Raw genomic sequence first — 25,408 nt, 5'->3', positions numbered from 1 at the left:
TATTGATGATAATCTCAAGAATTTGGTAGGCAAAATTGAGGTGATGTACTAGGCGAATTAGCCATCATTCAAACTGAGATTCTTCGTCGTAAAATTTCGGTTTTGAATCACGGTATAGTATTGACAGTACAAACTATATAAAAATCGTATTTTATTTGTGAAAATAAAAACAGATTCAGAAGATTGGGGCTATACCTTAATAGGCTCGGCAATTAATAGTTTAATCAGCAATTTTGAAAGTCAAGCAGATCTTGAATCATATCCTGAATTTGAACAGCGACGAGAGCGTGCTAACGAGTTAATATTTGATTTACTGGGCCAAGAGCCTCGCCTAGTTTATATACGCCGGAAGGGCGGCAGGGCTGTTTCATTCCCCAAAGAGCTTTAAAAATCAAGGGTTCTAGCAATTAAAAATTAGTTATTTTGTTACCAGCGTGCCCAGAAAATGAACTATTTTACTGATATTTCAATGTTTAAATGTTCATCTCATCGTCACCCTGACTTACAATTTTCTCGCTAACCATCTTGACAAATCCTGTTTGAAATGGAATGAAACAGCCCTGGGAAGGGCGGGGGGCAAAATCCTAGAGAAGAAATTTGGGATCTAACCATAGCAACAGATCAGGATGATTTTCAATTACCTACAAGACTTGAGAAGCTAGGACAAACACTAGAATTCAGAGCAGTTGCACAACAAGATGGAAGGGGCGGTTTAAAAATACTATCTGCTAAGTTGGTACAACTTTCACAGGGAAATGCTGATGGCTATGCTCTACCTTATCGTTTACGGCTGCTGCCTAATCATCAGTATCGTATCGATATTCCGCCAACAGCATTGGCACGGATGGCAGCCATGCCTATATGTGGTGACCATCTGCCGACAGAAGATAATTTGCGATTTTGGGAAGTCTTTTTACAGATTGAGGAAAAAATCGCCGAAACACGACAATTTTGTGTGCCTTTTTTCAGCCATAATGGCTTCGGAAGAGCGATCGCTTTTGAGATTGACGTAACCTCAGCTACTCTTGACGGTTCTGATGAAAATTCCTTGGCTGTGGAAAACTTCTGGGAACGGGTAAAACGAGCAAGAAACGAAGAGATTAAGCTGTTTGAGACTACTCCCACAGGACAAAACTGGCGCAACAGTCGGCAATTAGGAAATATTGAAGAAGTTGACCCGAACCGTTGTATTATCCGCGTGAGGCTAGAACGCGATTTAGCTGACTATATGGCAGCAGGACGTTATCAGCTACCAGCCACCGGATTTTTGTTTTTCGAGGCTGTTGGTAGTATGCAACAGATTCGGTATAAAAAAGCAGCCTTGACACAATTAAGACAGGGACGCACCCAAAATCCCTATTTAGGAAACTTTTTATTTGACGCTTCCCAAGCAAGATCTATCCAAAAAACTGTCGAATTGCAAACAGAGGATTTGTTGTTATCCTCAGCTAATCCTAGTCAGAAAGCAGCAGTAGAAACCGTGCTTGCTGCTGAGGATTTAGTTCTCATTCAAGGTCCACCAGGTACTGGTAAAACTACCGTAATTGCGGAGATTTGCTATCAAGTTGCTCTACGGGGTGGGCGCACTCTAATTACTTCTCAAGCCAATTTAGCAGTAGATAATGCCCTCAGCCGATTAGTTCATAACCCTGTAATCCGGCCTCTGCGAAAGGGAAACGCCGAAAGAGTTGGGGAAGAAGGACAGCCATTTCTAGAAGACCGAGTGATTGGTACATGGTTAGAAAATACTGCTAGTGACTGCGAAAAAAATCTTGTTCAACACCTTGATGATGTAAACATTTTGCGTCAATTGTTAGCAGCATCACAACGATTCACAGCATACCTAAAAGTAGAAGAGACATTCAAGGAAGAACAGAATTTATTACAGACACGCAAAGCCAATTTAGAGTCAGTTTGTACAAACCAAACAAATGAATATAATCAAGCCGCATCTCAACTGGCCGAGGTCGAATCTCTGAAAATTGCTTTGGAGGAGTTGCTGAATCAAGCACCTTCAGTAGACTGGCAAGATCCAGCACTTCTTAATTTGTGGGCAGGTTTGAAGAAATACGCGTCTACAGACCCTTCATTACGAAACTTTGGTGTAAATCTTCGGTTAGCAATTGATCTGGCTTCTGAACTTGGTCTAATTCGCCCAAATTACGACTCATTTGGTTTAGCCGCCTGGTTGCAAAATAATGTAACTTCTTCGATTACTAAAATTCGGACAGCATTAGCTTATGCCAGTGATACAGCTACAGCTATGACCGAAGCTAAGTCAGCAGCACAGACTTACAAACAAAATTCGGATTCTTTTGTTCGCTTGAAATCAAATCACCAACAATTGCTTGCCAGTCAGCAAAGTTTACAGCAAAGAATTAGGAATCTACAAAACCTTACATCTGAAGATAATTTGATAAGAAGTGAACTTGATAAATGATTACCTAAAGCTCATCTAGAAATCACTAATATATTGGCGCGATGCTTACAAGACCGGCAAAATTTTACAGATGACTTAATCTATTTACCTTCAAGATTACCAAACTTGGCGATGGTAAATCAGACTCTACCCTGGCAAGAGAATCTTGAGCAGTGTCGGTTAAAAGTCAATGAATTAATTCAAAAATATCGACAATGGGATAGAGTTTGTAGTCAGGTTTGTGAAATCAAAGATTTACTCGTGCGGGGGCGGAATTTACTAGGTAATCGCTCAATTAGTGAAGCTGACATTACCAAGGTAAGTGGGAGTAAAGAGTTAGACCCTGTGGAATCTCTAATAAAGCTTAAGCGATTAGCACAAAATAGCATTGATGAGATTGAGAAACCACTGGGGGTTTGGGGTTGGATTATTGAATGGGTGCTTGCGATCGCTCTCAAGCAGAAAAGCTTGGATTCCATAGCTCAAAAGTTACGTCCATATAGCCGCCGTTATACTGCTGCAATAAGGCTTGAAGCTATTAGGAGAGAAGCCCAAGCTATACGTCAGAGAGTCCAACCTGTTGACAAGGAATTGGCAATTTCTCAGATTACAGCAGAGGTGGTTGAAGGCATTGTTACAAGTGCGCGTACATGGCTAAACCAACTACAGGTTCAGACAGAACAAGAGCAAAAGGTACTTGAAAAACAATTAAATGAACAAATTAAGTTGGTGGCTAATGCTGAGAAGCAAATATCTGCCAATCAAGAGCAGGTAGGAACTTTTTGCAGTGAAGCTGACTTCAAGTTTAAAAAAGCGATCGCACTCTTACAAGAACTTTTATCTTTCCCATACTTGCCCGATGAATTAAGGCTTTTAGTGCAACAATACCTTGATAATTCCTCAAATATTCTGACTGAGACAGCAGAATTTATAGCACAAGTACAAAACTGGGAAAATCGCACCAAACAACTTGATACTTTGATTGGTTTAGTCGATCCTTTTGCTACACTCTCGACTGCCAATAATCTGCTCGTAGCTTACATTTTTAGCTTACATAAGACAACTGAAATTTACAAAATACAATTGACAGAAACCCAAACTAAAATAGAGAAAATAATGGTTCTTCAGTACCTGTTATGCCAAATTATTAGTTAAATATCAAAGCTAGACCTTAAAATCAAGTTTATAACGCTTAAGTCCCAAGAATGGACTAAAATGTTAAAAACAATGCCTGCTTTTGTTGTGCAGCAATATTTTCAGCTTTTTAGTAGATTAATTTAGCATATTAAGTACTGAAGAGCCAAAATAATTGAGATTTTACAGCAACAATTAGAATATATATCAAATGAACGAACTTGGTGGCAGTTAATTTGGAAAACAATTCCTAGTAAATTTAAGCCGGAAAATTATTATACAGACTTGTGGAATGTAGAGTTTTTACATACCATAAATATTAAGTTTAAATTCTGGCAGCAGCAGCTCCAAGAAGAAGAAATTTACCTCAATAAATATCAACACTTTGTGCAAGATTGGATTGGAAAATTAAGACAGCCAACAGAGCGCGATAGCACAGATTTAAGGCGCATTTATCTAGATAATGCCAACGTCGTTGGTATCACTTGCGTTCAAGCCGCAAATTCCGATTTTTCACAAGAATTCAAATACTTTGATGTCGTCATTATCGATGAAGTTAGTAAATGTACTCCTCCAGAATTATTAATCCCCGGCTTAAAAGGCAAAAAGTTGGTCATGGTAGGCGACCATCGACAATTACCACCCATGCTTGACACGAAGACTTTAGAGGAAGTTTCTCAAGAGATTGGCAGCACAAATACAGAACTACAATTATTGCAAGAGTCACTGTTTAAAATTCAGTTTGAAACTGCTGATGATAGCATCAAACGAATGTTAAATATTCAATATCGAATGCACCCCATAATTATGGGAGCAATCAATCAGTTTTATGACAGTCAGCTAGAATGTGGTATCTTAGAGCCTGACATCAATCGCGCACATAATTTACCAAGTGAAATAATTCAACCAGATAAGCATCTTATATGGGTAAAAATGCCTGGAGAAAATGAATTTCAAGAGGAATCTAGAGGAACTTCATTCTTTAATATCCCGGAAATTGACGCAATTGAACGTTTATGTCAAAAATTTGAGAGTAATTGGGCTTCTAGAGTTGCTAATGGTGAACCAAAAAAAGAAATCGCCGTGATTACATTTTATGGCGCTCAACTCAGAAAAATTGATGAACGGCTACAATCTAAAGATTTTCCATCGCTGCAAATCACCACTGGTACAGTAGACCGATTTCAAGGTATGGAAAGGCCTGTTGTGATTGTTAGTATGGTTCGCAATAATAGTAAAAAAGATGTGGGATTTGCCAAGAAGCCAGAACGTGTTAACGTTGCATTCTCACCTGCTAAAGAACTACTAGTAATTGTTGGTTGTCATTCGCTATTTACTCAGCAGCGTGGACAAATTGGGAGTATGTACTCTAATATTTCAAACATCGTGCGTCTACATGGAGGTTTCATTGATGTTTCTCGACTCTTCTGCTAAACCAATTGATGATAATCTCAAAAATTTGGTAGAGGAAATTGAAGCGCAAAGTTCTAGTTTATCAGTTTTAGCAGCGCGTCAATTTCGTTACAGCCTGCGTCAAACTCCTGTAGAAATAAACATCAAAGAACCCCGCCCATTTAACGTACTCGAAGAATTTATTATCCGGGCTGCTATTGAATTTGAACCTCCTCCAACAGAAGATGAATTAGCCTCTGTACTTGGGCTTGATTCTGTATTTATCCGCAGTACTACTGCAACTCTCCGTTCATTACAAACCCTATCAGCAACATCGCCAATTACAGTCACTTCTGAAGGTCGCTCGTTTTATGAAAAAGGGTCTGTACCACAGCCCCCATATCCTGTACAGCTTAATGCTATTACAGACCCTTTAAGTGGGAAGATAACTTTTCAATCTGAATCTTTAAACGAGACAGTAATAAATCTGCCTGATTTAGCAGATTTTATAACTATTGATAATACAATTAGTGATATTTCCGTGTTATCGCTTGAAGAAATACAAAAAAATATTCAGGCTTCAGGCTTAGCACTTCATGTGCCAGAAGAGGGGAAAATTGTCACTTCCTTTAAGGTAGTAGCTTCCACTCAAAAAATTTGGAAAAAAATATCGCTTTTCGTTATATTTGACGCTATTGAAGATAAGCTGAGCATTCAAATAAGAAGTGGAAAGCAAATTTTAGAGGCAGCGTCAAATTGGTTACAAATACTACATAATGAGGGTAAGATATCCTTGCAAAGATTATGTAAATTGTCAAATGAAGCCATCAATTTTGAACGTGAAGCGATTCTTAAACAAAAAAACACTGAAGTAGAAGCTAGACTGGAAAAAATTCGTCAAAAGGCTTTAGAACGTGCCATAAAAGTCAGTGAAAAAGTAGATAATACCACACCGATAGGTGAAGCTATACAGTTACGCGATGGGCAAATTGCTCAAGCTTTTATAGAAGTTTTAAATTCGGCTAAAAATCAGGTTATAGTCTATTCCCCTTGGGTGAACCAAGCAGTTGTAAATGAAAAGTTTTTGACTGGATTACAAAAATTAGCCGATCGCGGAGTTTGGATTTTAATTGGACATGGAATTGCGCGACGACAAGAAGACGAAGATAAACCAATGTCATCAGAAGTAGAGGAAAAACTTCGGGGAGTAAAAACACCTGAAGGATTGCCATCTGTACAGGTTTTTTGGTTGGGAGATTCCCATGTCAAAGAAGTAATAGTCGATCAAAAAATCCATCTTTGCGGCTCTCATAACTGGCTATCTTATCGCGGTGACTATCTACCAAGAGGCGAATCAGTTTATAAAGTTACAATTCCCGATCAAGTCCAGGAAGCTTATAAATTTCTTGCTAATCGCTTTGAAAATCACGCTCAAAAATTATGGCAAGATGCTGTAGAACACCGCGATTTTAAACTGGCTATAGAGTCTCTTTGTGTATGGGGTGCGTTAGGAATGGAAAATATTGCACTCAAAGAAATACAGCAAAATAACTGGCTGGAACTTATGTCTGTGTGGTTGGATATCGCACTTCAAGGGTTAAGGTCGAAAAATTTAATAGCTGATTCAACAACTTTTAAAACAGCACTTTATTTATTGAATCAAGCTTCTTTTGAAGAAGCTTTTAGCGTCTCATTGCAGCAGAAATGGTCTAAAGTTCTCAGCGCGATCGCCATTAACAATCCTCAAACTGCTTTAAACTTACTTAGTGATGAAGCATAGCCCCATTTTCTACATTTACAGCAAATTGCAAAGGAGTACAGATAATTGTAGGGAACATGGCTGTGCCCCTACCCGTGTACTTGATTTACCTGAAATACGCTGTAAATATTCCCCAAGATAAATCGCCATCTCGACGAAGCATTGATTATTGTAGAGACGCCGATTTATCGCGTCTCATACCAAATTAAAACGAGCGCGGCAGGGTTCGAACCTGCGACCGATTGCTTAGAAGGCAATTGCTCTATCCACTGAGCTACGCGCCCAAAATAATACAGCGGCTCCCAAAAGAGTCACCTAAATTATTATATCGCTTTACCAGACTAAGAAGCAATGGAAAATTGCAGATTTATCACTAGCAAGGCTAAGATCCAAGTCGCTAGTTATTCAATGTACACTAAAAACGAAGTAGATGGGGTATTGGTTAGATATATTGTGTTGTCAAGGGGTTGTTTACCCTAGCCCGAGTCTTTCTGGGCAGCTTACTCTGGTGAAGTATCTAGCGATCGCTCGGCTTAGTCCATTTTTACAGCACGCTAGGTAATTTCAGCCTTGGCGATGCTGCCAAATGCCATTATATATTCCATATTAAGAATGCCCCTGTGAGGAGTTATTTGCTAGTGCCATGTTTATTCTCAAACGGCAGGATGTTGAAATATCAAGCATTCAGCACCCAAAACGGGATCAGCAGGTGCCGATCCTAGATTATCAAGGGCAGACTTTTCGCTTGATTAGTGTCTTTAAAGCTAGTCAAGAAGAAGAAGCTAGAGCCTTATGGAGAGAATTAACGGATAACCGGGGTAAAGCCTGTGTTTTACTGGAGGAACCGGAACGCTTTAGCGTTTGGGGCAAAATCCGTTTAGAACAGTTGGGTAATGACACAGGTGGTAGTCATGGTAAAACCGGGATTTTGATCCAAGGGTGTATTTTACTGTTGCAAGGTGTTTATATCGACATTGAAGAGTTTTTGGGTGCTAGGCAAGCTGCATTATTTGAGAAAGATATTGCGGAGGTATTTCAGCAAAAGCAATTTCCCCAAGCATCTCCTCCAGAAACAGTTAAATCTTTGGTATCTACCAATCCTTTGATTGCACCCAAACTGCCTCCCTGGCAAGAAAATCACGTAGTTATCCTTTTGCAAGAATTGCATCGACTAGGCAAGTCGTATTTTGGTAACGCTAACTTTACCAAACAAGTGATTTATAAGTTAGAAGATATGCCAGAAGCAGAGCGATCGCTGTTTATCACTTGGCTAAATCAATCAGCACTGGGTAAACTATGGCAATAGTCTGGAAGTTTTTTCCAAAAGTTCCTACTACTGGCACTTGTTTTTTGTGTCCAATTGTGTATTGTGTGGCAGACAAACTGCTAGTTATACGATCCTTTAACTCAAAATACTGCCAGAGTGCATCTACATAGTCAAGCCTTATGAATAACTCTTACGACAATTCCTTGGTTCCTAAATCGATTTTCACCACTCAGAACATTGTTTTGGCTAATGTTGGTTGGGGCGTACTGGCACTGTTATACTTTTTGTTGTTTAGTGCCAAAATTCCCGCAGCCGATGGCATAGAAAGCCGAGCCGAGTGGTATGTGATTGGCACAAATATTTTTGAAGCCTTAGCTTATTTGGGCGCAGGTATCTTATGCTTGAGGAACTGGCTTAGTCCGCAAATCGTCAGTGGTCGGAACGTTTGGCTCTCTATTGGCTTGGGTATGCTTTCCTATTTCGTTGGAGGGATAATTTTCGGGTATACCGAAATAGTTTTAAAACAAGAACCGGATGTGTCTTTAGGCGATATATTTTTTGTATTGAGTTATCTGTTACTTGGCGCAGGCATGATTTTAGCTGTGGCTTCCAGGCGAATCAATCTGGAAAAATGGCAGTGGCTAATTGTGTTAGCAATTGCTTTATTCGGTAGTTTGTTAGCATGGTGGATTTCTATGCAACAGGAAGCACCCTCGGAACTGTTAGTCGCTATTTTGAATTGGTTTTACGTAGTTAGCGACGTAGTTCTGTTAATTATTGCTACCACTCTGCTGTTAGCCTTTTGGGGAGGAAGAGTTTCCCAGTCTTGGCGAATGATTGCCGCGGCGGCCTTTTCGCTCTACATTGCAGATATGTGGTTCAAATACGCTGACGGGTTTACTAATTATCAAAGTGGAGAGATATTAGAAGTGTTTTGGGTGTTTAGTGGAGTGTTATTTGGCATGGGCGCCGCCCTAGAATATGACGCATCACTCAGACGAACGCGGCGTACCAGCACACGAAAACGAGCTTAGCAAAGATTTTTGGTATCTACCGTGAGAAAATTAACAGACTCTGACAAACAAGAAATTCTGAAGTTATATCGAGAAAGTGCCGAAACAACTTCAACTTTAGCAGACCGCTATGGTGTAAGTAACTCGACAATTAGTCGCCTGCTGAAAAGCACTTTGCCAGAAGACGAGTATGAATACTTAGTCTCTTTAAAGCGGGCTGCCAGGACTCCTGAGGGTAGGGCACAGGTAAACTATGAGCAGTTACCGCTGCTGAGTCAACCAGAGCCAGAAATCGAAGTTCCACCTAGCGACAGCCAGCCCAAAGTGGTAGAGGTTGAACCGCAGGTGCGTCGGATAATAGTAGAGGAGGAACCCTACTCAGAAGATACTGACGATGATTTAAATGCTGCTAGCAGACGGGTGCGGCGACGCCCCTCAGCGACGGAAAAACCGAAGCTACGAATCACAGAAAAATTAGAAACTCCAGAACCAAAACCTCTGGAAATAGCAAGTGTCCCTAGCCCCAGACTCAAGGATGAACGTCCAGAAGCAACTGTCATAGCACAGATGCTGGGAGAAGACTTGCTAGACGAATCAGAAGATTTGGAGGATTTGGAAGATGACGATTTAGAAGATGATGACTTTGAGGAGGAAGATGACTTCGAGGAAGATGACTTTGATGAGTTAAGACCTCTAGTCACAAAACGCAGACCAGGTGAAGCATCAGTTCAAGTTTTACCACTATCGGCAGCCCATTTGCCGAAAACTTGCTATTTGGTGATTGACCGTTCTTCGGAATTAATTACGCGGCCTCTCAAGGATTTTGGCGACTTGGGGCAAATTCCCAACCTGGAAACCCAGCAAAGAACCCTGCCGGTGTTTGATAACCATCGCGTAGCTAAGCGCTTTTCTACCAAACGCGATCGCGTGATTAAAGTCCCCGATAGTAAAATGCTCCATAAGGCTCGTACTCATCTCCAAGCCAAGGGAATCACGCGACTGTTGATTGATGGTCAAGTCTACTCTTTGTCTACGGTTTAAGAGTGGGGAGTGGGGATTGGGGAGTGGGGACTGGGGACTGGGAGACTGGGGGACTTGGAGATTGCTTATTTCTCTCTCATCCCCCTCATCCCCCTCATCCCCCTCATCCCCCTCATCCCCCACTCCCTACTCCCCACTCCCCACTCCCTTCAACTGTAAACAGCCCTGGCAAAACGTTCCGCCAAGTAGATAATGTCCTGTTTACGGGCAATTTGGTTCATCCATTGTCGGGGAATATTTTCCACACCGTAGTAAATTCCCGCTAAACCACCGGTGACGGCGGCGGTAGTATCTGTATCTCCGCCTAAGTTAACAGCTTTCAGTACCGCTTCCGAATAAGATGAGCTATTTAACAAACACCACAGTGATGATTCTAAGGTATCAATCACATAGCCACCAGAATTAATCTCTTCTACTGGTAACTTGGCAATCTCACCACTGAAAACTCTGCCAAAATGCGGCTTTTCCAACAAAAATTCCCGCACCGAATAAATTGTTTCGATATCTTGCAATCCTTGGAGATAAGCGGTTTGCAGGTCAGCGCCTTCGAGTAAGGACACTGCAATACTAATATAAATGCCACAGGCCATTTGCGAACGGAGATGAGCGTGGGTAATACAAGAAACTTGATGTACTCGTGAAATCAATTCGTTGAAAGTTAAGTTTCTGTGACAATAAGCCATCGGCAAGATTCTCATCAAAGAACCGTTGCCATTACTATTTTCAGTGTTACCACCTGCTTTTAAAGGTGAAGCTCCCTGTTTCCAATTCACAATTGCCAGAAATGTAGTGTTACCGATGTCAAATACTTCGCCTTGAGCTGTCCAGTAACTTTCGTGATACCAGCGCCAGAAGGAATTGGCTATAGCATCCAGTGAAAATCCTTCACAAAGACTTTCTGCCAAACAAAAGGTCAGCGAACTGTCATCTGACCACGTACCAGCAGGAACATCCCAAGTTCCATAACCCAACATAGATGTGACTGGAGATTTTATTCGTTTTGCACGGCTGGTAAACTCCACTGGCACACCCAATGCGTCGCCGACACATAAACCCATCAAACCAGACAACGTTTTTTCAGTGGTTAGCATTGTTCAACCAGCATGAAACTTTTCTACAACTGATTTTACTTGCGAAAAGCCGCTTATCAAACGCTTGGTATAATTTCTAATTCCAAACTAACTGTAAACAGCCCTGGCAAAACGTTCTGCCAAGTAGATAATGTCCTGTTTACGGGCAATTTGGTTCATCCATTGTCGGGGAATATTTTCCACGCCGTAGTAAATTCCCGCTAACCCACCGGTGACGGCGGCAGTAGTATCTGTATCTCCGCCTAAGTTAACAGCTTTCAGTACCGCTTCCGAATAAGATGAGCTATTTAATAAACACCACAGTGATGATTCTAAGGTATCAATCACATAGCCACCAGAATTAATCTCTTCCACTGGTAACTTGGCAATCTCACCACTGAAAACTCTGCCAAAATGCGGCTTTTCCAACAAAAATTCCCGCACCGAATAAATTGTTTGGATATCTTGTAATCCTTGGAGATAAGCGGTTTGCAGGTCAGCGCCTTCGAGTAAGGACACTGCAATACTAATATAAATGCCACAGGCCATTTGCGATCGCCTATGGGCATGAGTAATCCCTGAAACATCATGCACCCGCGCCAGTAATTCGCCTAAAGTTAAGCTTCTATGACAATAAGCCATCGGCAAGATTCTCATTAACGAACCATTGCCATTACTATTTTCAACTTTACCGCCCGCCTGGTGGGCTACAACTCCCTGTTTCAGCCGCATCAATGCTGTATGAGTCGTTTGACCAATATCAAACACATCGCCACGGGGAGTCCAGTAAGCTTCCTTGTACCAGCGCCAGAAGGAATTAGCTATAGCCTCCAGCGAATACCCTCTACAAAGACTTTCTGCCAAGCAAAAGCTTAACGAACTATCATCTGACCAAGTTCCCGGCGGTTGATTCCATGTGCCATAACCCAACATTGTCGTCACTGGAGATTTGACTCGTTCTGCACGGCTAGTAAACTCCACTGGCACACCCAATGCATCACCGACACATAAACCCATCAAACCAGACAACGTTTTTGCAGCGGTTAGCATTATTCAATCTCCAATAATTGCTAAAAATTAACTTTATAGATTTACTCTCTAGTTTGTTGCCACAGATGCTACAGGCTACTTTTTCATCCTATGTGAAAAGGTCAGAGAAAGTCAGTTCAGTGGCTGTTGTTCGACTGAATTGCGGTTAATTTTGAGTTCCCATAACTATGCCACTTTTAAAAGCGTCTGTTTTTAAGATAATAAATTCGGAATCTCAGAAAAAGCAAGTGTAATTATAGCATTTTGCTCAAAATTATTCAGCTAATTGTTCTTAAGTCTGGTGCATCAATACCAACAGTTACTTAAGAAAATTCCAGAATTATCTGGAACATTTTTACTGGGTTTTCGACTGGGAATATAACAGTAAAAAATACAAAATTTGGTCACAATTATGAAACGCTTGCTCAAGTCTTTACTAACAATTTCTGCATTATCTTCTTTAGTAATTGCTCCTGTTCTTCTATCACCTGGTCAAGCTTCTGCGGAAACCAAAAAGGGCACTGATGCTAGTTACGTCGGTGCTGGTATTGCAGCTGGCGTTACTAGCGGCGGACAAGGTATTAACGATGATGCCACATTTGGTGGTAATGTCGCAGCTCGGGTGAAATTAGGAAATACGCCGTTTTCTGCACGGGGTAATGTTCTCTGGAGTGATAAAACTAGTGCCATTATCCCAGAAGTTTCTCTGGATGTGCCCATTGCTAATAGAACTAATGCCTATTTAACTGGTGGTTATTCTTTTGTAGAGAAAGATGGTTCCCCAACTCCTATAGGTAACAAAGATGCAGTGGTGTTAGGTGCTGGTGTTGAATCTGAAGTTGCTAACAATTTCCTCCTCTATACTAATGCCAAAGTAGGAATTAATGCTTATCAAAATAGCGATACTCCTGCTGTTAGCATCAACGCTGGTATTGGCTATAGCTTCAAATAAAAGATGACTAAAACAGTCAGCAAGCCTGAGCTAGGATTTCTGGCTGAGTGCTGAATGGAAAAAAACGTCGTCAGTATCACCTGAGTGAAGATAAATGTTGAGAGTAGGGTAGCACAGCTGTGCTACCCTACTTATTGTGTGTATTTCAGGCAATGGAAAACCGCTACAGTTATCGAGAAAAAACTCTTTTTTCGTTAAATCGAACTCAGGAGTCTTCAATCACTCTATACTTTACTCAGTACTAGGCACTCTCAAGAACTGGTTTTGTTAAGTGTTAGATCACTGAGAAAGCCGACTTTTGCCGTGTTAAAATCAGAATATTCCTCATTATTCCGGCCGGATTACCGGGGATAAACTAGCCGAAAGGATACTCATATCTTGCTACTTCGGCATCTACAAATGCTTTATTGAGAATACTATACAACTCTCATGGTTAAATCTGCTCCTTCCCCCGTCGCTAGCCGTAAGCCTTCTAAAGTAGAAGTCATTAAGGAAAATAGTAATTTTTTGCGTGAACCTGTAGCAACTGAGATTCTTGAAGACACTACTCATTTTACGGAAAATGCAGTGCAGCTGTTGAAGTTTCACGGCTCTTATCAACAGGATAACCGCGACAACCGCACTAAGGGACAGGAAAAAGATTACCAGTTTATGCTGCGGACAAAAAACCCCGGTGGTTTGGTACCGCCGCAGCTGTATCTGGCTTTAGATAAACTGGCTGATGAGTATGGTAACCACACTTTACGAGCCACTACCCGTCAAGGTTTCCAACTGCACGGAATTTTAAAGAAGAATCTTAAAACAGCAATTGCCACTATTGTCAACAACCTGGGTTCGACTTTGGGAGCTTGCGGCGACATCAACCGCAATGTGATGGCACCACCAGCCCCGTTTAAAAATCGCCCAGAGTATCAGTATGCTTGGGATTATGCCCAGAATATTGCTGATTTGCTTTCACCACAAACAGGCGCTTATTACGAAATTTGGTTAGATGGGGAAAAGGTAATTAGCGGCGAAGAAAATCCAGAGGTGACGGCGGCACGATCGCGCAATGGCAATGGCACAATTATTCATGACAACGAAGAACCGATTTACGGCACCCACTATATGCCCCGTAAGTTCAAAGCTTGCGTGACAGTACCAGGAGATAATTCGGTTGATTTATATTCCCAAGACCTGACGTTGGTGGTAATTACCAATAAGAAGGGAGAATTAGAAGGATTTAATATTTTTGCTGGCGGTGGCTTAGGCAGAACACACAATAAAGAAGAAACTTTTGCTAGGTTAGCAGATCCAATTTGCTATGTAGCCAAAGAAGACGTTTACGATATAGTGAAAGCGATTGTAGCCACTCAAAGAGATTATGGCGATCGCACTGACCGCCGTCACGCCAGATTAAAATATTTAATCAACGATTGGGGTGTAGATAAATTCATCGCTCAAGTTGAAGAATACTTTGGCAAACCACTTACACCCTTGAAATCATTGCCAGAGTGGAAATATCACGATTTCCTCGGCTGGAACGAACAAGGCGATGGCAAGCTATTCTTAGGAATTTCAATTGACAATGGTCGCATTAAAGACGAAGGTTCGTTTCAACTGAAAACCGCTTTACGGGAAATTGTCGAGCAATTTAACTTGCCCATCCGCCTAACGCCCCACCAAAATTTGATTTTTTACGATATCGAAGCAGATAAAAAAGAAGCCATTCAAGAAATTCTCAGCCGTCACGGTGTCGGAGATGACCCTGGTAAAATTGAACCTTTAGAACGCTATGCAATGGCTTGCCCTGCTTTGCCTACCTGCGGCTTGGCAATTACCGAATCAGAACGGGCAATACCGGGGATTTTGGAGCGAATTCGCGCTCTGCTGAATAAATTAGGTTTACAAAAAGAACATTTTGTGGTAAGGATGACAGGCTGTCCCAACGGCTGCGCTCGTCCCTACATGGCAGAATTGGCCTTTGTGGGTAGCGCCCCAGAAAGTTACCAATTGTGGTTAGGTGGTTCACCAAATCAAACACGATTGGCGCAACCTTACACAGAAAAGCTGCACCATAATGACTTGGAAAGCTTCCTAGAGCCAATTTTTGTTTACTTTAAGAAATCACGGAAATCGAAAGAAAGCTTTGGTGATTTTTGCGATCGCGTTGGTTTTGATGCCATCCGCGAATTTAGCGCCACCTACGAACCTGGTACAGCTAATGGCGCGAACAAATCACGCCACCGGGTAAATCTGAAGGCTGATATTTATGGCAAGTTGAAGGAAGTATCCGACAGCCAAGGTAAGCCAATGACTCAGTTGGTAACCGAAGCCTTAGAAGCTTACTTCCAGAATCTTTCCTAATGTCTCAACTGCAAAGAATAGCGATCGCCCCCTCTCAACTCCAACAACAGCAAATTTTGCTCACCAAAGAGCAACAACATTACCTGGGGCGGGTGTTGCGCTTACGTGAAGGCGATCGCTTTATTGCAATGGATGGTCAAGGAAAGTCGTGGTTGGCGCAGTTAGCTGGGGAACAAGCACAAGTTTTAGAATTACTCTCAGTAGAGACGGAATTACCTGTATCAATTACACTGATGATGGCGTTGCCTAAAGGCAATGGATTCGATGAAGTCGTGCGGAGTTGTACGGAATTGGGAGTAACTTGTATTGCACCCGTGTTGAGCGATCGCACTTTGCTTCATCCCAGTCCTCAAAAACTCGAACGCTGGCGGCGCATCGCAGCGGAAGCCGCCGAGCAATCAGAGCGCTCATTCGTACCGACAATATTAGAACCTGTTGCTTTTAGCACTGGTTTGTTATCAGTGACTAACAGCCAGCAATATATCTGTGTGGCTCGTGGCGATTCTCCCCATTTAAAAGATTGCTTACAGCACAAAGGACAAGAGACAATTGTCATTGCAACTGGGCCAGAAGGCGGATGGACAACACAAGAAGTTGAAAATGCGATCGCAGTTGGATTTCAACCTGTTTCCCTTGGTCGTCGCATTCTCAGAGCAGTGACAGCGCCAGTGGTAGCATTATCCTTGATTACCGCAGCTTGTGAAGTATAAATGAGTTATAGCTCACGCAGAGGCGCAGAGGCGCAGAGGCGGGAGAGATTACTCTAGTGTGTATTGAAACATGATTGAGCAAGTTGCGATCGCCTTTGACAATAAAGACTATCAAACAGCTGCTAAATTACTCAAACAGCTGCAAAAAGAATCGCCGGAACATCCTTGGGTGCAATTTTATCTCGGTCGGTTGCATGAAGTATCTGGAAAGTACCAGGATGCGGAAAAAATTTATCGGCAACTGCTGCGAGATACGACGAATACTAGAATAGTGACGCTAGCACGACAAGGTTTGCGGCGGCTGCAAGAAATTGAGCAAGAACAAAGACAACGGGCTATTGCTAAAGCAACATCGGAACCTACTAACACCGAACTTGGCGTATTAATCTTAGAACCTCTCAATAACGAACTGAAAACAGAAGCATCTCGAAAATTTGCCCAGATTATGCAAACAGATCCTTATAGCGCACGGCTAATGCTACCGAGTCGTGGCTGGAGATTATACCGCACTGGACAAGTGGGAGAACTAAAATTTTACGGTGAACAGCTACAGCAAGCTGGTATTCCCTGTTTTTGGACAACAATAAACGCCATTCAACAAATTCAAGTTTTTCAAGTCAAATATTTTTCAGAATCTCAACTCAAAGCTACTATTATTTGCAGCAACCAGGTAAATCAACTCGGTTCTTTAACCTTTGATTGGTCAGAAGTCACAGCACGAGTAGTGGGGCTTTTGCCTATTTTTGAACAAGTTGTAGATGTTGACGCCCATCGCAAGCTGGAACGAAAAACTCAAACACAAGACTATGCTCATTTTTGTGATTTACACCTACCTGGTAGACGTTGTATTCTGCGATTTTATGATAACGGCTATGAATTTCAGCAAGGTTTAGAAATCATTCCTCAAGCTAACCAAAATACAATCAGAATTAATTGGAATACTTTATCAAATTGGATTGACCAGCAACTACCCCAAGTCAAAACTTGGTCAGATTTCACACCCTTTGCAGATACAGCATTAGATCAAAGAGAAATGCTGGGTCAAATTGAATCTCACATTCACCTATTTCGTAGAGAGCAGACTAATTGGGACTCCGCTTTTCATTTATATAGTGGATTAGTATTTGTTAAATAATTCCTAGATAACTATAAAATAAAAAACTTTCCCGACCAGGTAAATTAAGCCTAGAATACCAATGGTTGATGACATTGCTATCAAAACAATTGACGCTTTTTTAAGCCTTATTTATCATCATTATCTATAAAATAAGAACCTGGCTTTCGTTCAAGCAAGGTTCTTATTTTCAGATTTAGTTTGTGTTTCTTAAGCTAAATTTAAGCTTTAGTCTCACCAGCTTTTCTAGACACAGCAATCCCACCGACTCCAAACAATAGACCTAGTAGGGAAGTGGGTTCGGGTATCGATGTATTAGAAGAACTCAGGGTAATATTGGCAGTGGGATCTTTATAAATGTATCCTCCCGCTAGTCCCAATTCACCCGTGAAGCTAATTTCCGAGGCTGAGGTTCTTTGTAAGCTATATCTAGGAGCATCAAAAGCAATGCCAAAATCAACCACTAAATTCCAATTTGACCCAGAAGAAAGGTCGAAATTGACATTTGGGGTTAAGCTGCCTAAAGTAGAGCCTGGATTCAAATTCAGGTCTAGATTGTTGACGTTAAGCTCCCAATCGCTCAAAGTCCCGTTCTCTGCGTAAACCACAAATCCCGAATATTCACTCGTCTCTGGCAAAAAGTTCGTAAGGAATGGGCTAGCATCGACTAAGGTAAAATCACCCGAAAATTCTTGTCTAGTTAGAATAGCTCCCAACACGGGAGTAGCATGAAATACACTTGCTAGTACGAAACCAATCAGGGCGACGCGAACTTTGGGGGGTCGAACTTGATTCATGGAAAAAAAGCGTCCTTTTTTAATCGTTTACCTTTTTCTAAAACCTATGTAATTTCAGAGGCTCACCTTTGCAGCTAATAAGTTAGTTTTAGCTGTTACTAGTAACTTTTATTTATCATAAGTAAAATCAATAGTAAATTACTTTACTCAATCTTAATTTTGTAAATGAATATCATTTCTAATCTCTGTAGAAAGATTATTAAATATAGTAAATATTAAGTACGGTGCATTAAGGTTTTAGCTTAACGCACTGCTATTTTTATTAAATAATTTAGTGATGAACTCATAACACCTTTGATTTTGGCTATTGCCGTCAGTAACTCTAAATTATCCTGACTCCATTTTTTCATCTCGGTGGGAACTTTGGAATCAGATTCTGCGATAAATTCTCGTGTCTCTATATTCTCAGGATATTTTTGTTCCAACAAAATAATTAAGTCAGAAGATTGAATACTCTTATTATCTTCATCATAAATAATTTCTAATTTAAAGTTATAAATATATGAGGTACGTATAAAATACGTTGACTGGTCATTGATAGACAATTCTTGCTCAGTTTTTGGCAAAAATAAAGTGAACGTAAATCTATCTACATCATTAGAACTCACGCACTGAGAAATTTTAAAATTTTCAATATAAACAATTTCTGCTTGTGTATTTAAATTCAATGGTAAAGCAATGTCAAAATTTAAAGTTGCTGGTAAATAAACTTGGTAATCACAGCTAGGTGGAACAGTTCTACTCCGCTGCGTCGCTATAGCAGGTGCTGGTGGATAAACTCCCTCATAATTTATTTCAAGTCTAGGTAAAACCCAACTTTTCAGCATCCAAACGTTATAAAATAAAAATTTAGCATTTTTCAAAAAAGCAACCTGATTGCCAATATTACGGACTTTTAAATCAATGACACAAGAATTAACAGAGGCTTCTAGGGAAATATCAACAATTTTGATTAACGAATCATTGTTTTGGAAAGACAGATGAGAAAAACTAGTTTTATAGTTAGCTTTTGCTAGCCAGTCAGTAACTTCTCTCCAGTCTTTTAAAGTATTAGAAGGTCGCTTAGTTAGTACTTCGATGTAGCGATACAATCCTCTAGATAAATCAACTCTTAAGCCTCTAACTTCCCGATTGATTGCAGCAGCTATTTCACTAGGACTATAACCACAAAGCAATCCCTTCAGACAAGTTATTTCCAATGGTGTCAGTTGTTTGGGTTTACCAGAAAGTTGCTGTTTTGCAGAGGCGAGATCTTGGTACAAGCTTGCTAAATTCCAGTCATTTTCAGCTTGTGTAAACGGTTGGGGAACTGGTGTCATTGTTGGATGTATCAGCTTCTACTCCATATCCTAACAAAACTCCTAAGAGTGGTTAGGTTACAGTTACTTGTTGCTTTGGCTACTCTAGGGTTATGTTCCACACAAAGGATCAAACCTATGAATACAGTAAGTGCTAAAAACCAACAGTTAGGGGGTTTGTACGTCCAATCCCCTGAAGGAGAACAGCTAGTTTTTCCCCTCAAGCATACGGAAGTTCTAGCAAAAATTGCAGGTAATTTGTCACGAGTTGAGGTGATTCAAAGCTTTGAAAATCCCTTCACACAGCCTTTAGAAGCGGTGTATATCTTTCCGTTACCCGATGAGGCGGCGGTGGATGACATGGAAATCAAAATAGGCGATCGCACTATCAAAGGTAATATTAAAAAACGTGAAGAAGCGCAACAAATCTATGAAAAGGCAAAACAAGAGGGACGCACCGCAGGACTTTTAGAACAGGAACGAGACAACATCTTTACCCAATCTCTGGCTAACATCAAACCTGGCGAACAAATTGATGTCACAATTCGTTACACTGAAAGTTTAAAATTTGAGGCGGGAAACTACGAGTTTGTTTTCCCGATGGTGGTGGGGCCAAGATATATTCCCGGAACAACCATAGATAATAGCGGTGACACAGATAGAGTTCCTGATGCTTCTCGCATTACACCGCCTGTAGTTCCAGAAGGAATGCGTAGCCGTCACGATATTCATGTCACAGTGGAAATTGATGCAGGTTTACCAATTTCTCAAGTGCGTTCTCCTTCCCATCAATTAAAAATTGAACATTCAAGTCAAATTGTGCGGATTCAATTAGCTGGAGAAGATACAATTCCCAACAAAGATTTAATTCTCCGCTATCAAGTTTCTGGCGCAGAAACTCAATCCACAGTATTAACCCAAGCAGACGATCGCGGCGGACATTTTGCAATTTATCTAATTCCAGCTTTGGAATATTCTACTGATGAAATTGTCCCCAAAGATGTCGTATTTTTGGTGGATACTTCCGGTTCCCAATCTGGAGATCCGTTGCAAAAGTGTCAAGAATTGATGCGGCGATTTATTAATGGGTTAAATCCCAACGATACTTTTACAATTCTCGATTTTTCCAATAAAGTCAGACAGTTATCAAAGAAACCTCTACCGAATACACCAGAAAATCGTGCTAAGGCGATCGCTTACATTAACAATTTACAAGCTGCTGGTAGTACAGAAATGCTCAGTGGCATTCGTACAGCCATCAATTTCCCCACACCAATCGGCAGATTACGCAGTGTCGTACTTCTCACCGATGGCTATATTGGCAACGAAAATGAGATTTTGGCAGAGGTACAACAGCACCTCCAAGTGGGAAATCGCCTTTACAGCTTTGGTGCTGGTAGTTCAGTCAACCGTTTTTTACTGAATCGCATCGCCGAAATCGGCCGGGGAATATCTAGAATTATTCGTCATGATGAACCCACAGAAGAAGTTGCTGAAAAGTTCTACAAACAAATCAACAATCCTGTACTTACGAATATTCAAATCTCTTGGCAAGGTAACGCAGAATCACCTGTGATTTACCCAAAGATAACGCCTGATTTATTTTGCGAACAACCATTAGTTTTGTTTGGTCGCCAACAGGATAAAGCTAGCGGTAATCTGCAAATTTCCGGCATTGCTGCGGGCGGTAAGCAATATCAAAAAACCTTTCACCTCATATTTGAAGAAACAGGAAATCTTGCTGTAGCGCAGTTATGGGGACGTGCTTGTATTAAAGATTTGATGAATCAAATGGTGAGTTTTGAAACGAAAGCTGGTGTCGAAGCAGTTACAGAAACAGCTTTAACTTATCAACTGCTTTCTCAATACACCGCTTTTGTTGCTGTCAGTGATGACGTGCGAGTTGAACCAAGAAGCGAATATCTGTCTATGCAAGTCCCGGTAGAAATGCCGCAAGCAGTTAGCTACGAAGCAGTGTTTGCCAGTCCTCCGCCTGGTGCCTTTGAACGTGCAATAACACTCCCAATGGCAGCAGCGCCAGCAGAAGCACCAGATTTTCTCCGGCAAAGGCGATCGCCACAATCCCCAGTAGCCAAAAAAGCGGATATTTCCGTGAACAACACCTTTGATTTCCAAGAAATGGAAAAAGGTGAAATATCAGACGCACCCATCAATCACCAGTTAGAAGTCGTCAGCGTTACTGGTTTGCATGAAGCGGCAATTGCTGACTTAACCCAACACTTAGAACAAATAAATTTACCCCCAGGCTTTGGTGGTGAAATCGTTTTTGAGTTCACCGTCAAAAAAGGTCGGGTAACGGGGATAATGTTGGATGAACAAGCATCAACCCAAAAAAATGCAGCTGTAGTGGAGAATATTAAGCGATCGCTCCTCACTTGGAGAGTTCCCCAATCTACAACTGCTAAAGTTATCTTAACCTTACGTATTCACGTTTAATAAGCACAGACGCCAAATTTGGCGTCTCTACTTATTAGCAGGGGTTTTAACCTGACGCGCTAGTTCTAGGTAAGAATTCATGTTCGCCCCTGGACGCCGACGACCATTAGAGCCACCAGCCGAAGGAGCTAGATACTTCGGCGCAAAGGTAGTTTCAGTTGGTGTCTTTGTTGCTGCTGCTGGTGCCTTAGCGGGTTCAGCTTTAGCAGCTTTGCCATTTTGAGAAGCTTCTACTTTTGTTGTTTGGGCAACTTTGGTGGTTTTCGCAGTATCAGCTTCAGAGCTTTTCGCAGGCTGGGATGCTGCTGGCTCTTTAGCTGCTGATTTTGCAGCCTTTTTACCATTGGATGCTGCTGGTTGAGGCGCTGGTTTGGAACCACTAGCGGCTTCCTCTAGTTCTAAAAAGTAACCGCTGCTTGTTTTCTTCCCTTTCCCTGGTAACAAGCCAGTCACGAAACCCAAAATACCGCCTAGCAAACCCAGAATACCTGAAATCAAATTTTTGATAAAACCCATTACAATTACTCCTGCCTTTTATATTTGAAACTTGACCGTAATTGTTAAAAATTACGACAAAATGTTACATTTTCTGCTTTGCGTCACCCTATCCTGGTGACAACCTTTATAGGCTTGTGTTTAATGAACATTGTAGTAAAACTACAGGATAAATGCTTCGTTGCAAGCACTTGCCAGCTACATACACCGAGAACTAATTATTAAATTTTACTGTAACTAAGAGCAAGATTCTGAAAGCAAGCTTCACAAAAATTAACATTTCTTTGTTCAATGATTCGGACAGCTGCTTCACTTATACACTGAGTTAAATTTTTTACAAAAAATAATTCTTAAGCATCTTAAGTTTTGCTAAAAATCTTTTCGAGAATCCGAAAATCAACAACTTCAGTTTGTAGAGCAGTATGTACCTATAAAAGTGAAATAATTTTGGATTTTAGATTTTACCGATATGGGTACAAGCCCCTATCTTGTCTACGACACGCTGCGCGGACAGATTTTGAATTTTCAATTCCATTTTCCAAAATTTAAAATCTAAAATTTGGTGAAACTTAACCCTTAATTCAGCTAGATTTTGTCAATGGATATTAAAAATCAGCAGCGCAATCCGGTTTTATTAATACACGGCATTGGCGACACAGAGATAGTTTTCCGAAAAATGAGGGCCTATCTAATACAACAAGGTTGGTCTGTACATGCCCTGAATTTAGTGCCCAATAATGGCGATTTGGGTCTTGATGAATTGGCAAACCAGGTAGCCAATTATGTCACGACTAACTTTGCATCAGAACAACCACTAGATTTGGTAGGCTTCAGTATGGGAGGAATTGTCAGCCGTTACTATGTCCAGCGGCTGGGAGGAATTAAGCGCGTACAGCGATTTATCACGATTTCTTCACCGCATAATGGAACTGTGGTTGCTTATGCTTCCCAGCGTCCTGGTTGCGTACAAATGCGTCCCAACAGCGTTTTTCTCCAAGATTTGAATTCTGATGCTGATATGTTAAAGCAGCTAAACTTTACATCTATCTGGACGCCTTATGATTTAATGATCGTACCAGCGAAAAGTTCACAAATGCTGGCGGCAAAAGAAATGGTTGTGCCAGTTGTTCTTCACCCTTGGATGTTGACTAACTCCAAGACTTTAGCAGTCATATCACAAATATTGGCACAGCCGATTAACTCAATTCAGAATTCTTAAATTCTATCTCCAATTTGTGTATGTTCGTAACCTCCAAAAATCGCCTCTGGGTAACGATAATACTTGAACTCCATTAAGTTATAAAAGGGATCTTCTAAAAAGAAAGTACGATGTTCAAGAGGAGAACCAACAAAGCGATTTTTAGTTTCTTCACGAAAAAGTAGCTGTTGCTGTTGTGCCCTTTCTAGTAAGTCTTGCCAGTCACGTTCTTGGGTAAAAATTAGTCCAAAATGTCTGGGATAGATAGTCTGTTGGGGTATCAAAGGTTCTTTGGTCACATGAGCTACTAGTTGATGACCGTAGAGATTAAGAATTAAGGCGTGACGATTTTCACGACCGGGAATACAGCCCAAACCATCTACATAATATGTTTTTGTCTGGGCAATGTCAGTCACAGGGAAAGCAAGATGAAATAAAGTTTGGCTCATAGCTTGTATGCAAAAAACTAATAGTTGATGCTATCTACAATTTATGCGGTAAAGTCTTAATTGTGCTTAACTAGAACACAGTTTTAATTGACATTAACCGATATCCTCGATCATAGTATGGCCAAGATAGCACACTGAGTATCATTTAATTATTTATCTTGTGGCATCGGCATTTTACTTGGCCAAATTCGGGCAGATGCTCATCCCACAAGATAAACAGTGAATCTTGCTAAAGAAAAAGTTTTTTAATCAATCTTGCAGTGTATGTGTAGAAGATTGTCTGCATTTCTACGTCGAGTTTTGAGAGCGATGCCTATGTTATTCATAAAATAATACAAGCATATTACTTTGTCGGAAAAGTTGTCATAAATTAAGCAATAAGCGTCGTAAATTCGTTATTCTGTTGATATCTAAGATCAAATCACTCTTGATTAATTACTGATGTCACCCTTAATTAATTCTGTAAATCCCTGGCTGGTGGGAGTAGGATTAAACACAATTTTATTGGGTTTAGCTGGTATTGCTCCTAAAAAACTGCTTACCCCAGCTGGATTATTCCACGCCTGGTTACTGGCCATACTAATTTGGGGAACTTTAGGCTGGCAAGGTTACGCAGTGGTAATGTTCTATTTTTTAGTGGGTTCTGGCGTTACCCGCATCGGTATGGCACAGAAGGAAGCCGAAGGAATTGCCGAAAAGCGTTCTGGTGCAAGAGGCCCAGAAAACGTCTGGGGTTCGGCTTTGACTGGGGCGTTGTGTGCCTTGGGAGTAGGGCTACTCAATTGGGGAGTTCTTGTACCTAGTCCCCAATCCCTAGTCCCCAGCCCCCAATCCCTATTATTGTTAGGCTATGTAGCCAGTTTCAGTACCAAACTTGCTGACACCACTGCCAGTGAAGTTGGGAAAGCATACGGTAAAAGCACCTTTCTCATTACCACCCTTCAACCAGTACCCCGTGGCACCGAAGGAGCAATCAGCTTAGAGGGGACTTTAGCTGGTGTTGTGGGTTCGGTGGCGATCGCACTCGTTGGTTGGGGAGTTGGTTTAATTGATATATTGGGCATAGTTTGGTGTGTGCTGGCAGCATTTATTGCCACCAACTTAGAAAGTGTAATTGGGGCAACACTGCAATCGAAATATGCCTGGCTGACCAATGAAGTGGTAAATATTTTTAATACATTAATCGGTGCGATCGCAGCTGTGATATTTGCCTGGGTATGGAGTATAGGGTATGGGGCATAGGGCATTGGCAAATTGAAGCAACTAGCCCACAAAATAAGCAATGAATTATTTTTAACCTCTTTTAGTTGATTTTACTTAGTTAGCCGATTATTTGCTGAAATTCAGACAGCATTTTTCCATGCAATTAGCTTTTGCTAGCTTCTGGGCGATCGCTGAGATTTTCAATCCTGTTCTGTCTTTCCAAGAGCGTATAACTAATCATGAAAAACTATCTTATCAAGAAGGC

At 41.1% G+C, this 25,408-nt stretch carries 20 protein-coding genes, 1 tRNA gene and 1 pseudogene; 15 read left to right on the top strand and 7 right to left on the bottom strand.

Annotation, left to right across the window (positions count from 1 at the left end):
- Positions 1-157 precede the first annotated feature (157 nt).
- The 5 genes and pseudogenes from IQ276_RS17525 to IQ276_RS17505 all read left to right on the top strand — a co-directional run bounded on the left by IQ276_RS17525 (position 158) and on the right by IQ276_RS17505 (position 6,725).
- Entirely contained in the window at positions 158-388 is a 231-nt protein-coding gene (locus tag IQ276_RS17525) for a hypothetical protein (RefSeq protein WP_193918885.1), read from the top strand.
- Positions 389-733: 345 nt separating this feature from the next.
- On the top strand, positions 734-2,440 hold the full coding sequence (locus IQ276_RS17520; protein WP_228043221.1) for an AAA domain-containing protein: 1,707 nt from the start codon (positions 734-736) through the stop codon (positions 2,438-2,440).
- Positions 2,441-2,551: 111 nt separating this feature from the next.
- Positions 2,552-3,574, top strand: a complete 1,023-nt coding sequence (locus tag IQ276_RS17515; RefSeq protein ID WP_193919232.1) for a hypothetical protein — start codon at positions 2,552-2,554, stop codon at positions 3,572-3,574.
- A gap of 192 nt (positions 3,575-3,766) precedes the next feature.
- Positions 3,767-4,987, top strand: a pseudogene (locus IQ276_RS17510) (DEAD/DEAH box helicase); the annotation flags it as partial.
- A complete protein-coding gene (locus tag IQ276_RS17505) occupies positions 4,965-6,725 on the top strand; it encodes a phospholipase D-like domain-containing protein (RefSeq protein WP_228043220.1) in 1,761 nt (586 codons plus the stop codon). The pseudogene IQ276_RS17510 and the gene IQ276_RS17505, both read left to right, overlap by 23 nt.
- 190 nt (positions 6,726-6,915) lie before the next feature.
- On the opposite strand, the gene IQ276_RS17500 is transcribed toward IQ276_RS17505, so the two are convergent.
- Positions 6,916-6,988: transfer RNA gene (locus IQ276_RS17500), tRNA-Arg, on the bottom strand.
- Positions 6,989-7,347: 359 nt separating this feature from the next.
- Between IQ276_RS17500 and IQ276_RS17495 the strand changes: the two genes are divergently transcribed.
- The 3 genes from IQ276_RS17495 to IQ276_RS17485 all read left to right on the top strand — a co-directional run bounded on the left by IQ276_RS17495 (position 7,348) and on the right by IQ276_RS17485 (position 10,025).
- A complete protein-coding gene (locus tag IQ276_RS17495; protein ID WP_073639925.1) occupies positions 7,348-8,010 on the top strand; it encodes an Npun_F0813 family protein in 663 nt (220 codons plus the stop codon).
- 140 nt (positions 8,011-8,150) lie between these two features.
- On the top strand, positions 8,151-9,005 hold the full coding sequence (locus tag IQ276_RS17490) for a hypothetical protein (RefSeq protein WP_190881614.1): 855 nt from the start codon (positions 8,151-8,153) through the stop codon (positions 9,003-9,005).
- Positions 9,006-9,026: 21 nt separating this feature from the next.
- A complete protein-coding gene (locus tag IQ276_RS17485; protein ID WP_193919230.1) occupies positions 9,027-10,025 on the top strand; it encodes a helix-turn-helix domain-containing protein in 999 nt (332 codons plus the stop codon).
- A gap of 149 nt (positions 10,026-10,174) precedes the next feature.
- Here IQ276_RS17485 and IQ276_RS17480 read toward each other — a convergent pair whose 3' ends face one another.
- Both IQ276_RS17480 and IQ276_RS17475 read right to left on the bottom strand, forming a co-directional pair.
- Positions 10,175-11,116 (bottom strand): ADP-ribosylglycohydrolase family protein, encoded by a 942-nt coding sequence (locus tag IQ276_RS17480; RefSeq protein ID WP_235115744.1) that lies wholly within the window; start codon positions 11,114-11,116, stop codon positions 10,175-10,177.
- An 87-nt stretch (positions 11,117-11,203) separates the two neighbouring features.
- A complete protein-coding gene (locus IQ276_RS17475; RefSeq protein ID WP_193913409.1) occupies positions 11,204-12,145 on the bottom strand; it encodes an ADP-ribosylglycohydrolase family protein in 942 nt (313 codons plus the stop codon).
- A 391-nt stretch (positions 12,146-12,536) separates the two neighbouring features.
- On the opposite strand from IQ276_RS17475, the gene IQ276_RS17470 reads away from it, so the two are divergent.
- From IQ276_RS17470 to IQ276_RS17455, 4 genes are all read left to right on the top strand, one after another.
- A complete protein-coding gene (locus IQ276_RS17470) occupies positions 12,537-13,076 on the top strand; it encodes a putative outer membrane beta-barrel protein (protein WP_190881617.1) in 540 nt (179 codons plus the stop codon).
- A 429-nt stretch (positions 13,077-13,505) separates the two neighbouring features.
- Positions 13,506-15,422: a sulfite reductase, ferredoxin dependent gene (sir, locus tag IQ276_RS17465; protein ID WP_193913407.1), complete on the top strand. Its 1,917-nt coding sequence runs from the start codon at positions 13,506-13,508 to the stop codon at positions 15,420-15,422.
- The gene (locus tag IQ276_RS17460; RefSeq protein ID WP_193913405.1) at positions 15,422-16,132 is read left to right on the top strand and encodes a 16S rRNA (uracil(1498)-N(3))-methyltransferase; all 711 of its coding nucleotides are present in this window, start codon (positions 15,422-15,424) and stop codon (positions 16,130-16,132) included. The genes sir and IQ276_RS17460 overlap by 1 nt, the downstream gene beginning before the upstream one ends.
- A 70-nt stretch (positions 16,133-16,202) precedes the next feature.
- Positions 16,203-17,267 (top strand): tetratricopeptide repeat protein, encoded by a 1,065-nt coding sequence (locus IQ276_RS17455; protein WP_193913403.1) that lies wholly within the window; start codon positions 16,203-16,205, stop codon positions 17,265-17,267.
- A 200-nt stretch (positions 17,268-17,467) separates the two neighbouring features.
- Here IQ276_RS17455 and IQ276_RS17450 read toward each other — a convergent pair whose 3' ends face one another.
- The gene (locus IQ276_RS17450) at positions 17,468-18,043 is read right to left on the bottom strand and encodes a PEP-CTERM sorting domain-containing protein (protein WP_193913401.1); all 576 of its coding nucleotides are present in this window, start codon (positions 18,041-18,043) and stop codon (positions 17,468-17,470) included.
- A 242-nt stretch (positions 18,044-18,285) separates the two neighbouring features.
- Positions 18,286-19,362 (bottom strand): hypothetical protein, encoded by a 1,077-nt coding sequence (locus tag IQ276_RS17445; RefSeq protein WP_193913399.1) that lies wholly within the window; start codon positions 19,360-19,362, stop codon positions 18,286-18,288.
- Positions 19,363-19,479: 117 nt separating this feature from the next.
- Between IQ276_RS17445 and IQ276_RS17440 the strand changes: the two genes are divergently transcribed.
- Positions 19,480-21,798 carry a VIT domain-containing protein gene (locus tag IQ276_RS17440; protein ID WP_193913397.1) on the top strand — a complete coding sequence of 773 codons (2,319 nt, stop codon included), beginning with the start codon at positions 19,480-19,482 and terminating at the stop codon, positions 21,796-21,798.
- A gap of 27 nt (positions 21,799-21,825) precedes the next feature.
- Here IQ276_RS17440 and IQ276_RS17435 read toward each other — a convergent pair whose 3' ends face one another.
- Complete coding sequence (locus tag IQ276_RS17435; RefSeq protein ID WP_193913395.1) at positions 21,826-22,314, bottom strand: hypothetical protein; 489 nt, start codon at positions 22,312-22,314, stop codon at positions 21,826-21,828.
- Between the two features lie 577 nt (positions 22,315-22,891).
- Here IQ276_RS17435 and IQ276_RS17430 point away from each other — a divergent pair.
- Positions 22,892-23,512, top strand: coding sequence for an esterase/lipase family protein (locus IQ276_RS17430; RefSeq protein ID WP_190881625.1), 621 nt, complete (start codon positions 22,892-22,894; stop codon positions 23,510-23,512).
- On the opposite strand, the gene IQ276_RS17425 is transcribed toward IQ276_RS17430, so the two are convergent.
- Positions 23,509-23,940: a VOC family protein gene (locus tag IQ276_RS17425; RefSeq protein WP_193913393.1), complete on the bottom strand. Its 432-nt coding sequence runs from the start codon at positions 23,938-23,940 to the stop codon at positions 23,509-23,511. The genes IQ276_RS17430 and IQ276_RS17425 overlap by 4 nt on opposite strands.
- Positions 23,941-24,381: 441 nt before the next feature.
- Between IQ276_RS17425 and IQ276_RS17420 the strand changes: the two genes are divergently transcribed.
- Positions 24,382-25,182 (top strand): TIGR00297 family protein, encoded by an 801-nt coding sequence (locus tag IQ276_RS17420; RefSeq protein ID WP_193913391.1) that lies wholly within the window; start codon positions 24,382-24,384, stop codon positions 25,180-25,182.
- Positions 25,183-25,408 lie beyond the last annotated feature (226 nt).

Source organism: Desmonostoc muscorum LEGE 12446 (assembly GCF_015207005.2).
Classification (GTDB): Bacteria; Cyanobacteriota; Cyanobacteriia; order Cyanobacteriales; family Nostocaceae; genus Nostoc; species Nostoc muscorum.
Note: the sequence above shows the minus strand (reverse complement) of the source record. Positions and strands in the feature narration are given on the sequence as shown.

Coding starts and splice junctions, on each gene's coding strand:
- IQ276_RS17515 (WP_193919232.1), top strand. CDS start 2,552: ATGGTAAATCAGACTCTACCCTGGCAAGAGAATCTTGAGCAGTGTCGG.
- IQ276_RS17505 (WP_228043220.1), top strand. CDS start 4,965: ATGTTTCTCGACTCTTCTGCTAAACCAATTGATGATAATCTCAAAAAT.
- IQ276_RS17495 (WP_073639925.1), top strand. CDS start 7,348: ATGTTTATTCTCAAACGGCAGGATGTTGAAATATCAAGCATTCAGCAC.
- IQ276_RS17490 (WP_190881614.1), top strand. CDS start 8,151: ATGAATAACTCTTACGACAATTCCTTGGTTCCTAAATCGATTTTCACC.
- IQ276_RS17480 (WP_235115744.1), bottom strand. CDS start 11,116: ATGCTAACCACTGAAAAAACGTTGTCTGGTTTGATGGGTTTATGTGTC.
- IQ276_RS17475 (WP_193913409.1), bottom strand. CDS start 12,145: ATGCTAACCGCTGCAAAAACGTTGTCTGGTTTGATGGGTTTATGTGTC.
- IQ276_RS17470 (WP_190881617.1), top strand. CDS start 12,537: ATGAAACGCTTGCTCAAGTCTTTACTAACAATTTCTGCATTATCTTCT.
- sir (WP_193913407.1), top strand. CDS start 13,506: ATGGTTAAATCTGCTCCTTCCCCCGTCGCTAGCCGTAAGCCTTCTAAA.
- IQ276_RS17460 (WP_193913405.1), top strand. CDS start 15,422: ATGTCTCAACTGCAAAGAATAGCGATCGCCCCCTCTCAACTCCAACAA.
- IQ276_RS17455 (WP_193913403.1), top strand. CDS start 16,203: ATGATTGAGCAAGTTGCGATCGCCTTTGACAATAAAGACTATCAAACA.
- IQ276_RS17450 (WP_193913401.1), bottom strand. CDS start 18,043: ATGAATCAAGTTCGACCCCCCAAAGTTCGCGTCGCCCTGATTGGTTTC.
- IQ276_RS17445 (WP_193913399.1), bottom strand. CDS start 19,362: ATGACACCAGTTCCCCAACCGTTTACACAAGCTGAAAATGACTGGAAT.
- IQ276_RS17440 (WP_193913397.1), top strand. CDS start 19,480: ATGAATACAGTAAGTGCTAAAAACCAACAGTTAGGGGGTTTGTACGTC.
- IQ276_RS17435 (WP_193913395.1), bottom strand. CDS start 22,314: ATGGGTTTTATCAAAAATTTGATTTCAGGTATTCTGGGTTTGCTAGGC.
- IQ276_RS17430 (WP_190881625.1), top strand. CDS start 22,892: ATGGATATTAAAAATCAGCAGCGCAATCCGGTTTTATTAATACACGGC.
- IQ276_RS17425 (WP_193913393.1), bottom strand. CDS start 23,940: ATGAGCCAAACTTTATTTCATCTTGCTTTCCCTGTGACTGACATTGCC.
- IQ276_RS17420 (WP_193913391.1), top strand. CDS start 24,382: ATGTCACCCTTAATTAATTCTGTAAATCCCTGGCTGGTGGGAGTAGGA.